Origin of the sequence: Nonomuraea aridisoli (assembly GCF_003236395.1) — a bacterium.
Classification (GTDB): Bacteria; Actinomycetota; Actinomycetes; order Streptosporangiales; family Streptosporangiaceae; genus Nonomuraea; species Nonomuraea aridisoli.
Map to the genome: position 1 here is coordinate 39,968 of NZ_POUD01000029.1, position 10,291 is coordinate 50,258.

Sequence of the window (10,291 nt, forward strand, 5' to 3'; positions counted from 1 at the left end):
CGGGCGCCCCGCCGGCGTGCCTAACGTCGCCCGTATGGAAAGTGAACCCGCTGCGGTAGACGTCCGGAACCTCAGCAAGCGCTACGGCGGCACGCTCGCGGTGGACGACGTGAGCCTGCGCGTCGCGACGGGCGAGATCTTCGGCGTCCTCGGCACCAACGGGGCGGGCAAGACCACGACGGTGGAGATCATCGCGGGGCTGCGCAGGCCCGACAGCGGACACGTCCGCGTGCTCGGCCTCGATCCGCGGCGCGAGCGCGCCAAGGTCCGCCAGGTGCTGGGGGTCCAGCTCCAGCAGGCGCATCTGCACCATGCGCTGACGGTCGCCGAGCTCATCGACCTGTACGTCAGCTTCTACCCGAATCCGCGACCCGCCCGGGAGCTGCTGGACCTCGTGGGGCTGACCTCGCAACGCACGACCCGGTTCGAGAAGCTCTCCGGCGGCCAGCAGCAGCGGCTGTCCATCGCGCTGGCCCTCGCCGGGCGTCCCAGGGTCGCGATCCTGGACGAGCTCACGACCGGGCTCGACCCGCGGGCGCGCAGGAAGGTGTGGGCCACGGTCGAGCAGCTCCGCGACGAGAACGTCACCGTCCTGCTCGTGACGCACGCGATGGAGGAGGTGGAGCGGCTCTGCGACCGCGTCGCCCTCCTCGACGCCGGCCGGATCATCGCGCTCGACACACCCGCCGGGCTGGTCGCCCGCGCGGGAGCCGCGAACCTCGACGAGGCGTTCGTCGCCCTCTCGGGGAAGGAACTGGAGGAATCCGCATGAGCTCCCCGATCATCGCCCGCCGTCCTGGCCTCGGCTCGTGGCTGACCCTGATCCGGTGCGAGACCAAGATGGTCGTACGTGACACGGCCGGCCTCGTCGTGCCCATCGGGCTGCCGCTGCTGATCCTCATGATGAACTCGTCGGCCGCCGGCGGCGAGGTCGTGATCAACGGCCGCACCGCCCTGGACGTCTACGTGCTGCCCCTGGTGATCACCATCGTCATGGCCACCATCGGGATCATCAACATGCCGAGCTTCCTGGCGTACTACCGGCGCTCCGGGATCCTGCGCCGCCTCTCGGTCACGCCGGCCTCGCCGGCCATGGTGCTGATCGCCCAGGTGGTCGTGAGCCTGCTGCAGACGGTCATCGGCATCGGGGCGGCGTTCGCCGTGGCCCTGCTGGTGTTCGACGCGAACCCCCCGCTGCGTCCGGCCGCGGCGATCGGGGCCGCGCTGCTCGCGATGACGGCGATGTACGCGCTCGGCATGATCGTCGCCGCGGTGGCGCCGACCCCGAACTCGGCCGTGGCGATCGGGCTCGTCGCCTTCTTCGCCGTCGGCGCCCTCGGCGGGCTGTTCGGCGGTCGCGACTCCTTGCCGGACGTGCTGGCGCGGGCGGGGGAATGGCTGCCGTTCGGCGCCAGTGTCGAGGTCCTGCAGTCGGCCTGGGCCGGCGTCCCGATGGAGCCGCTTCACCTGATCAGCCTCACCGCCACGATCGCCCTCGGCGGACTCATCGCAGCCGTCTTCTTCCGCTGGGACTGATCGGTCGGGGGGTGACTAGTGCGTATGGGTGGGGGTTCGTAGCACGTACAGGGCAATAATGCTCTTCGTGTTTCGTGGCGCCGTCGATCGTGCCATGCTGGGCGGCCCGATTTCCCGGGCGTCTTGTTGTGCCATGTCCCGGAGACGACCCCCTTCCCGCTGATCCCCGAGGTGAATTCGTGACGGAAACGCCTGAACAGGGCGAGATCGACGTACTCACCGTGGCCGGGCCGGTCACGCGCGACCTGACCCGGCGCGAGGCCGACGGGCTGCTGCGGTCGTACGTGGAGCCGGCCGGATTCTCCCAGGGCGTGCGCCGGCTGGCCGCGTGCCGCCTGCTGGTCCTCGTGGGCGAGGAGGGCACCGGCCGGCGGCTGGGCGCGATCGCGCTGCTGTCGCGCATGCCGCTGGCCGAGGGCCGGATCACCGTCCTGTCGCCGGCCGCCACCGCGCACGAGCTGCTCACCGGCACCGAGTACAAGCCGGGGCGGGCGTACCTGCTGCACGACTGGATCACGGTGAGCACCGACCGTACGGCGCTGGTCAACCTGGCCCGCAAGCTGGCCGAGCTGGGGTCGTACCTCGTGATCACGCGCGACGGCGAGCCGTCGGCGGCGGTGGAGGTCGAGCACCGGTGGGCGGCGCCCGAGCCGCGGGAGGTGTTCGACCTGTGCCTGCGCACGTTCGACCGGCGGGACGGGGTGAGCGCCGAGGACGTCGCCCGCGCCCGGGACACCGCGCACGTGCTGGCGACGCCCGCCCAGGTCGTCCGCCTGGCCGCCCGCGTGGCGCGGGGCGAGGGGCCGGAGGGGGAGGAGGTGGCGGCCTGGTTCGACACCAAGCCGTCGCCACGTGAGGTGCTGGCGGTGGCGGCGCCCGCGTTCGCGCACCGGTTGCCCGCGCCGGCCTTCGACCGGCAGCTCGCCCGGCTGGAGCGGCTGTGCGGGGAGAGCGGCGAACGGCCGCCGCCCTGCCCGCTGATCGTGTCACGGGACGGGCTGGTCGCCTTCCGGGAGCCGCACCAGCGCGCCCAGGTGCTGGCCGAGCTGGTCGTCCGGTACGGCTTCTGGTTGTGGCAGCCGTTGCGCGACTGGGCGCTGACCCTGCCGGGCGAGGGCCCGGAGGTCCGGGCGTCCGCCGCCGAGGCCGTGGCGCTGCTCGCCGCGCACTCCTTCGCGGAGGTGCGGCACACGTTCCTGGAGGTCTGGGCGCGGGGGAGCGCGGCGGAGCGGGCGGCGGCGGCCGAGGCGTTGTCGTCGATGTGCGCCGACGACGCCCTCGCCCCGAAGGCCCTCGGGATCGCGCTGGGCTGGGCGGACGGGCCCGAGGACGTGCGCGTGACGGCGGCCGCGGCCCTCGGCGGCGCGCTGGCCGTGCGTTACCCCGGCGACGCCGTACGCCGCCTGCGCCGCCTGGAGGCCGGCCACGGGCCCGCGGCCGTCGTGGCCGCGCGGTCACTGGCGCTGTTGCGCGCCTGATCAGAGGCCGGCGACGCCCGTGATGCGGTGCAGCGCGAAGCGGTGGACGGCGGCGCGGGTCTCGTCGTACGCGGTCAGGTAGCCGCCCTCCATGCGGGCCGGCTCCAGGATGCGCGAGGTCGCGTTGCCCTGCGAGTCGAGATAGCCGATCCACACGCGTACGCCCTGCTTGATCGCCTCCTGCAGCGCCGAGATCGTCGCCGTCGCCGGAGAGCGCGGCACCTGGCCGTCGGGCGCGTCCACCGGCTCGCGCCGCGCCAGATGGGCCGCGTCACCGGCGCGCAGCGCGCGCACGGCCGCCGCAGTGACCTCGGGGTCGAGGCCGTTGGACGAGGACACGGCCCGAGCCGGCGCCACCCCCTCGGTACGGCGGCTCTCCAGCTGGGAGATGATCACGTCGCCGTCGAGCGACTCGGCGACGGGGGCGTACCCCATGGCCCGCAGTGAGTCGACCAGCGCCGCCCGGGGCGAGCGGGAGGCGATGACGGTCGGCGCCAGCCGGCGCAGCCGCAGCGCGGCCGAGCGGCGGTCGGCGGTGATCTGGTCGAGCAGCGCGGGATCGTCGCACCTGACGTACGCGCTCGCCGTGCCCACCCGGATGCGCCCGTGGCGCCGGGCCACGTCGGTCACCAGGTACGACAGCGCCTGCGGCACCGGCGTGGCCGAATGGCGGGCCAGCATCGCGACCAGCTCCTCGCCGCCGTGCCCGGCGTCGAGCGCCCGCCGGATGGAGCCCTCGCTGAACCGGTAGACCGTGGCGCCGCCCTTGGACTCGACGTCGGCGGTGAGCGTCATCCAGCGGTTGAGCTCGCTGGTCAGCGGCCCCGGCGCGACGGCCGTCAGGTCGGCCTGCAGCAGCACGTGGTCGACCGGCTCGGGCAGCAGCGGCGCGAGCACCTCGGCGGCGTCGCCGCCCTCGATCAGGGTCCGGCCGTGCGCCGACAGCGCGCCCAGCCCGGTGACGCCGACCTGTTCGGCCTCGCGCAGCGCGAAGTCGGTGAGCTGCTCGCGCAGCGGCCCCCGGCGGCGCGGCTGCTCCCATGCCAGCCGTTCCAGCACGGAGTCGCGGTCGGGCGCGAGCCCCGGCGCGGCGGCCAGCACGCCGAGCGTGGCCGCCCGAACACTCGGCGCGGACGAGCGGCGCAGGTCGGTGTGGAGGGCGTTGAGCGGCCGGTCGCGGTCGTCGCGCTCGCCGACCAGGCCGGGCACCCGATCCGTCTGCAGCCACGTGGCCGCCAGCGTGACCCAGCGGTCGGCCGTGCTCCTGACCCGCCACAGGTCGTAGCCGGAGGTCGGCAGCCACTCACCGTCGACGCCGCCGCCGGCCGCGACCAGCCCGGCCGCGTGGGCCACCTCGACGACCAGCGCCGCCACCCATTCGGGCAGGTCGAGCTCGGCCGCCGTGCGCTTGAGGTCGCGGACGCCCAGCCCGCCGGTGCGCAGCACCCCCGGCGGCTCGACGCTCCACCGCTCGCACAGCTCCTCGACGGACCTGACGAACGAGAACGCCTGCCCGGCGGCCGTGCGGTCGGCCAGCTCGCGGTCGCGGTACGTCCCCCGCAGCCGCGGCGCCGCCGCCGGCAGGTCGCGGTGGACCCGGCCGCCGCGCAGGTGGAGGCCGACCTCGCGGGGCAGGGTCACGCTCTCCTCGCCGGTCGCGGCCAGCAGGCCGCGGGCGAGCAACTCCTCGATGGGGGAACGGGCGGAGGCCAGGCGCACCTCGCGGCGGGCGTTGGGCACCCGGCCGGTCGGCGGGCCCCACGCCAGCTGGTCGAGGGCGGCCCTGGCCTCGGGCGAGACGGACTCGACCAGCTCGGCGGGCTCGGCCAGCGCGGCCGCCAGCCGTTCCCTGCCCGAGCCGGGGGTGCCCGGCGCGATGTCGTCGGCCATCTCCTCCAGCTGCTCCGGCGGATGGTGCCGGAACGCGTCGGCGGCCCTCGGGCCGAGCCCGGCCGGGTCGTCGAGCACCTTGCGCACGCCGGGGCCGAGCTCCAGCGCGTCGTCAGGGCCGTAGACCAGCGCCAGATCGGTCAACCTCTCGAGGGCGGACGACAGCGCGGGCTCCGGGTCGTCGGCGGGATCGAGCGCCGCGCCGACGAGGTCGCGCAGCTCGTCCTTCGACACCGGGCCGTCGCGGACGGCCAGCGTCTCCACGACCGCCAGCGTGAACCGGTCGAGCCGGTCGAGCACCCTGCCGATCGCCGAAGGACTGGCCGCGCGGGACGCGAGGCCCTCCAGATGCGCGGGCACCGGAGTGATCAACTCGGGACGCGCGGAGACGAGCGCCCGCAGCTGTTCGTCGGTGCGCCCCCTGATCCACTCCGTGAACTCCATCGTTGCCATGGTATGTCCCACCTGATTGGGGCAGCATTGCTAGACGTGATAGAGCGCGCGGACCAGCTCGTGCTGAACTACGTCTCCAAGGCGGCCGACGCCGCCCACGGCGTGCTCAGGGCTGACCAGCGGCTCGACTTCTCGCGGCGGCTGCGGGCCAGGATCGAGGCCGAGCGGCGCGGCAGCCGGAACGCGCGCGACGTGGCCAAGGTGCTCGCCAGGTTCGGGGATCCGGTGGCCTTGGTCGAGCGCGAGGCGCGCCGGCTGGCCGACGCCGGCATCCCCACCAAACGCCACCCGTCCCCGCCCGGCTCGGGCGCCGCCGTCACGTCCCCGTCGGGTCCGGAAGTCGGTGGCGCGTCTCCAGCCGCTTCGGGTGCCGCCGGCACGTTCCCGTCCGGTGCGGGTGCCGCCGGCACGACCGCACGGTTGGACGACGGCGCGCCGGTCACCTTCACCCTTCCGATCTCCGGGGCCGCTTCGGACGCGCCGATCTCGGGGTCCGCTCGGAGCACATCTGCTTCGGTTGGGTCCCGTTTTTCCGCGCCTTCTTCCCCGGCGGCTTCGGCCGGGGCGTTCGGGGACTCGTCGGCGGGGGAGGTGACCTTGCGGTTTCCGGCCGTCGCCGATGACGCCGGATTACCGCCCGGGGTGCGGGAGCATCGGCGGCTCGCGCAGGAGCGGCTGAGCCGGGGCCGGGGGATGCCGTTCGCGGGGCTGCGCCGGTTCGCCATGGCCGGGGCCAACCCGATGGCCACCGGCGGGCGTGACGCGAGGACGCTGCTCAAGGAGCACCCGCGTGACGCGGCGGCGATGGTGATTTTGGTGGTGGCGGCGCTGCTGGTGCCGTTCGGCCTGCGGCCGCTGGCGATCTTCCCGGTGCCGCTGGTGGTCTGGGCGGCGGGCGCCGCGATGGTGCTGTTCAGCGAGAGCTGGAAACTGCGCGACAAGCTGCTCGGCGTCGTCGCGCCGATCCTGGGCTACTCCGTGGGCGGGGTGGTCGTCGGCGGCCTGCGCGTCGGGGTGGAGGCCGGGCTGGGGGAGTTCGTGGCGCAGTTCTTCGACGTCAGCGGCACGATGTTCATGGTCGGTACGGGACTGGGCGTGGTCTGGCTGGCCTACCGGCTGCTCGACACCGGCTGAGACACCGCGAGCTGAGGTGTCAGCGCACTGGGGCGGGGCTGGGGAGGAGGCCGACGGCCAGGCGTACCCAGGCGGCGACGAACTGGTCCTTCTCCGCGTACCCCGGCATCTCGCCCACCGTCTCCTGGAAGAGCCGGTAGTGCACCACGGAGCCGCCGAGCACGGCCGCGATGCCCGTCCAGTCGATCTCGGCGTCGCGGTATTCGGGCTGGTCCTGGAACCAGGTGATGATGGCGTCGAACATGGGCTGCAGCAGCCCCTGGCGTACGACGGCGACCAGCTCGGGGAACTGGCTCAGGTCGCGGAAGAACACCCGGGTCAGCTCCGACTCCTCGCGCACCTTCGCCAGCCCCGCCCGGCACACATGCGACAGGCGCTCCTCCAGGGCCACCGACGACTCCATGGCGTTCAGCTCGGCCAGGCTGCCGGCCACCTGGGTGCGGGTGCGGGCGGCGTGCTCGTTGATCGCCGCGGCCAGCACCTCGTACTTGGACTTGAAGTGCCGGTAGAGACCCCCGGCGCCGGGGGACAGCCCTGAGGCGGCCTCGATCTCGGCCACGGACGTCGCCGAGTAGCCACGCTCGGCGAACAGCCGCAGGGCCTCGTCGATGATCCGCTCACGGGTCGATCTGCTCATGTCTACGCTGATACCTCCGTAAGGAGAGTAGTCGGTGTTGAACAGCCCTTTGGCGGTGGATCGCCCGTTCCGGGACGAGGGGTGAATCCGTGCGGCGGCGGGCCGGTCCGGGGGCGTTCGGCCACGGTCGCGGCTCCTCTCCGATAAGCAATTCCTTTCTTCTCATTCCCCGGGTTCCAGAACAATGCTCGTTATGCGGCCGAGAGGCCGGTTTGGCATCCTGCTGGGGTGACGCCATCGGTGGGATTCGACCTTGACATGACATTGGCCGACACGCGTTCCGGGATCGCGGCGGTTTACGACGAGCTGGCCGTGCGATTGGGCGTGCCTTTTGACAGCGCGGCCATCGTGCGAAGGCTGGGGCCGCCGTTGGAGGCGGAGCTCGCCAACTGGTTGCCCGCCGAGGAGGTCCCCTCAGCCGCCGACCTCTATAGGCAGATTTATCCGGAAATGGGGGTGCCTGCGCATACGACCATGGCCGGCGCCCATGAGGCCATCGACGCCGTACGCCAGGCCGGCGGCCGGGTCGTCGTGGTGACCGGCAAGAACACCCGCGACGCCGTCGGCACGGTCACGGCGCTCGGGCTGGATGTGGACGAAGTGGTCGGCTCCCTTTTCGGATCCGCCAAGGGATCGGCACTCGCGCGCTTCGGCGCGGCGGCTTATGTTGGTGACCATGTCGCGGACATCGAAGCGGCGCGCGCCGGCGGCGCCGTGAGCGTGACAGTTGCGACCGGCCCTTACACGGTGGGAGAGCTGCATGATCACGGTGCGGATGTGGCGCTGGGCGACCTGACCGAATTCGCCGCCTGGTTCACCACCTGGCGCGAGCTCCACGAGGCCCGGTAATTCCCCGGCATTTACCTGGTCGCACTGGCGCTTCGCGGGGCATAACCTACATCCATCCGTCCTTCTTTTCGACTGTTTGAACGAGGTCGTCCTGTGCCGAGTGGCAAGGTCAAGTGGTACGACGCCGACAAGGGCTTCGGCTTTCTCACCCGCGACGACGGCGGTGAGGTCTTCGTGCATTCATCCGCGCTGCCCTCCGGTGCGGGCCCGCTCAAGCCCGGCCAGAAGGTGGAGTTCGGCGTGGCCGAGGGCCGCAGGGGTCAGCAGGCCCTGTCCGTGAGGATCCTGGAGCAACCCCCGACCCTGGCCAAGGCCAAGCCCAAGGGCAGGCGGAAGAAGCCGGACGAGATGGTGGTCATCGTCGAAGACCTCATCAAGCTGCTCGACGGCGTCTCGGAGTCGTACCGTCGCGGCAAACACCCCGACGCGGCCCACGCCAAGAAGATCGCCCAGGTTCTCCGCGCCGTGGCCGACGACCTGGAGGCCTGACCCGCGCGCCCGCGGCCGGCTCGTCCGGCCGCGGCGCCGGTGAGACGCTCAGCCGTTGGGGTTGGTGAGCGGTTTGGTCGGGTCGAGGGCGTCGGTGCGGTGCTGGTCGGAGTGGGCGGCGGCCTCGGCGCGACGGCGGCGGAGATCCTCCTCGGTGGCGCGCACCCGCCTGAGACGGGAGAACAGCAGCCAGCCGAGCGCGGCCACCAGGGCGGCGGCCAGGGTGACCAGCCCCGCCGTGGAGCTGCGCGTCAGCGACAGCACCAGCCCGATCAGCCCCCCTGACACCCAGGCGAGCTGCAGCACCGCCTCCACCACCCCGAACGTCGACGAGCGCACCTCCTCGCCGATCTCCCGCTGCACGATCGCGTCGAGCGCCAGCTTGCCGAGCTCCTGCGCGAAGGCCGCGACCAGCGAGATCGCCAGGGCCGTCCACACGCCGAAGAGGATCGCCGCGACCACGGTGGTCGCCGCCGTGACGGCCAGCGTGATGAGCACGATGACCTGGGGCGCGTGGTTGCGCGTCCAGTTGGCGACGACGGCGCCGAGCAGGCCGCCCAGCCCGGCCGCCCCCGCGAGCAGCGCGATCGTCTTGGGGATGTCGAAGAACGGGTCGCGCGCCCACGGCTCCTCGACCGCCAGCCACGGCACCGCGCGGTCCTGCACCAGGAAGAGCAGGAAGAACAGCAGGAACCCGGAGAAGACCCGGACGGCCACGTTGGCCCACACGGCCTCGGCCACCGCGGGGCCGACCTTGAGCAGCGTGCGCCAGCGCGGCGCCGCTCCCTCCTCCTCCAGGTCGGGCGAGTCGACGTGGCGCGGCAGGCGTACGGCGACCACGCCCAGCAGCAGGAAGGCCACCATCGCGACGCGCAGCACGGCGGCGCTGCCCAGCCACGCGGTCAGCCCCGCGCCGACCGGCACCAGCACACCCGCCGAGACCAGCGTGAACAGCGCCACCCGCGCGTTCGCCGACACCAGCGTGATGTCGGCGGGCAGCACGCTCGGCATGATCGCCGCCCGCGACACGTTGTACGCCTTCGACAGCACCAGCACGCCCAGCGCCCCGATGAACAACGTCGGCAGGTCGCCGGGGCCCACCGCCGCCGCCATCGCGAAGCACAGCAGGCCGCGCCCGAACAGCGTGCCGGCCATCACGTAGCGGCGCCCCGACCTGAAGCGGTCGAGGATCGGCCCCACGAACGGCGCCAGCAACGCGAACGGCAACATCGTGATGACCAGGTAGAGGGCGACGGAGCCGCGTGCCTCGCCGACCGGGACGCCGAAGAACACCGTGCTGGCCAGCGCGACGGTGACCAGCGCGTCGCAGGCGCTGTTGCCGGCCGACAGCTCGATCAGGCGGCCGAGCCCGGTGCGGCCGGCGCCGCCCGCGTAGGTGAGCCTGCGCGCGGCGCGGCCGACCTTCCTGGCGCCGGTGGCGGTGACCCGGCCGGCCCGCGCGGTGCCGCCCGCGGTGGCCCTTCCCGCGCGCACGCAGGCGCGTCCGGCGTCGGCGACGCCGTGCGCAAACCGCCGCGACACCTCGCGTGCCCGCTCCCAGCCACCCTCCACGCCTACCAGTCTTACCCGATTCGCGACCTCTCTCCGCAGAACATCCGAGGTTGCCGGCCACCGCCGGCGCAGGCCCGATCCGGCCGCGCCTCCGAGGGAGCTCCGAGATCGCCGGGGGGCGTTGGTCCCGGTCCGGTGCGGACGCGCTTGTGCGGGGATTCCCGGGTAGGCGGGGGTTGTTGGTCTCGGTCTGGTTCGGAGGTGCTTTGCGGGGGTTCCCGCGGGTGACGGGCGAGGGTTGCCGGGGTTGGCG

Annotated in this window: 9 protein-coding genes; 6 read left to right on the plus strand and 3 right to left on the minus strand. The window is 73.2% G+C overall.

What is annotated here, in order from left to right; genetic code table 11:
• Nucleotides 1-34: 34 nt before the first annotated feature.
• From C1J01_RS10255 to C1J01_RS10265, 3 genes are all read left to right on the plus strand, one after another.
• Nucleotides 35-772 (plus strand): ABC transporter ATP-binding protein, encoded by a 738-nt coding sequence (locus C1J01_RS10255; RefSeq protein WP_111178519.1) that lies wholly within the window; start codon nucleotides 35-37, stop codon nucleotides 770-772.
• Nucleotides 769-1,536 (plus strand): ABC transporter permease, encoded by a 768-nt coding sequence (locus C1J01_RS10260; RefSeq protein WP_111178521.1) that lies wholly within the window; start codon nucleotides 769-771, stop codon nucleotides 1,534-1,536. The genes C1J01_RS10255 and C1J01_RS10260 overlap by 4 nt, the downstream gene beginning before the upstream one ends.
• A 179-nt stretch (nucleotides 1,537-1,715) precedes the next feature.
• A complete protein-coding gene (locus tag C1J01_RS10265; RefSeq protein WP_111178523.1) occupies nucleotides 1,716-3,014 on the plus strand; it encodes a hypothetical protein in 1,299 nt (432 codons plus the stop codon).
• Here the strand turns inward: C1J01_RS10265 and C1J01_RS10270 are convergent, their stop codons facing one another.
• Nucleotides 3,015-5,348, minus strand: a complete 2,334-nt coding sequence (locus tag C1J01_RS10270) for a helicase C-terminal domain-containing protein (RefSeq protein WP_111178525.1) — start codon at nucleotides 5,346-5,348, stop codon at nucleotides 3,015-3,017.
• A gap of 45 nt (nucleotides 5,349-5,393) precedes the next feature.
• On the opposite strand from C1J01_RS10270, the gene C1J01_RS10275 reads away from it, so the two are divergent.
• Nucleotides 5,394-6,491 (plus strand): hypothetical protein, encoded by a 1,098-nt coding sequence (locus C1J01_RS10275; RefSeq protein WP_111178527.1) that lies wholly within the window; start codon nucleotides 5,394-5,396, stop codon nucleotides 6,489-6,491.
• Between the two features lie 19 nt (nucleotides 6,492-6,510).
• On the opposite strand, the gene C1J01_RS10280 is transcribed toward C1J01_RS10275, so the two are convergent.
• Nucleotides 6,511-7,128: a TetR/AcrR family transcriptional regulator gene (locus C1J01_RS10280; RefSeq protein WP_111178529.1), complete on the minus strand. Its 618-nt coding sequence runs from the start codon at nucleotides 7,126-7,128 to the stop codon at nucleotides 6,511-6,513.
• 228 nt (nucleotides 7,129-7,356) lie between these two features.
• On the opposite strand from C1J01_RS10280, the gene C1J01_RS10285 reads away from it, so the two are divergent.
• Together C1J01_RS10285 and C1J01_RS10290 are read left to right on the plus strand one after the other, a co-directional pair.
• On the plus strand, nucleotides 7,357-7,977 hold the full coding sequence (locus C1J01_RS10285; protein WP_220039832.1) for an HAD family hydrolase: 621 nt from the start codon (nucleotides 7,357-7,359) through the stop codon (nucleotides 7,975-7,977).
• A gap of 93 nt (nucleotides 7,978-8,070) precedes the next feature.
• Nucleotides 8,071-8,466 (plus strand): cold-shock protein, encoded by a 396-nt coding sequence (locus C1J01_RS10290; RefSeq protein ID WP_111178531.1) that lies wholly within the window; start codon nucleotides 8,071-8,073, stop codon nucleotides 8,464-8,466.
• 48 nt (nucleotides 8,467-8,514) lie between these two features.
• On the opposite strand, the gene C1J01_RS10295 is transcribed toward C1J01_RS10290, so the two are convergent.
• Entirely contained in the window at nucleotides 8,515-10,038 is a 1,524-nt protein-coding gene (locus C1J01_RS10295) for an MFS transporter (protein ID WP_111178533.1), read from the minus strand.
• Between the last annotated feature and the right edge of the window lie 253 nt (nucleotides 10,039-10,291).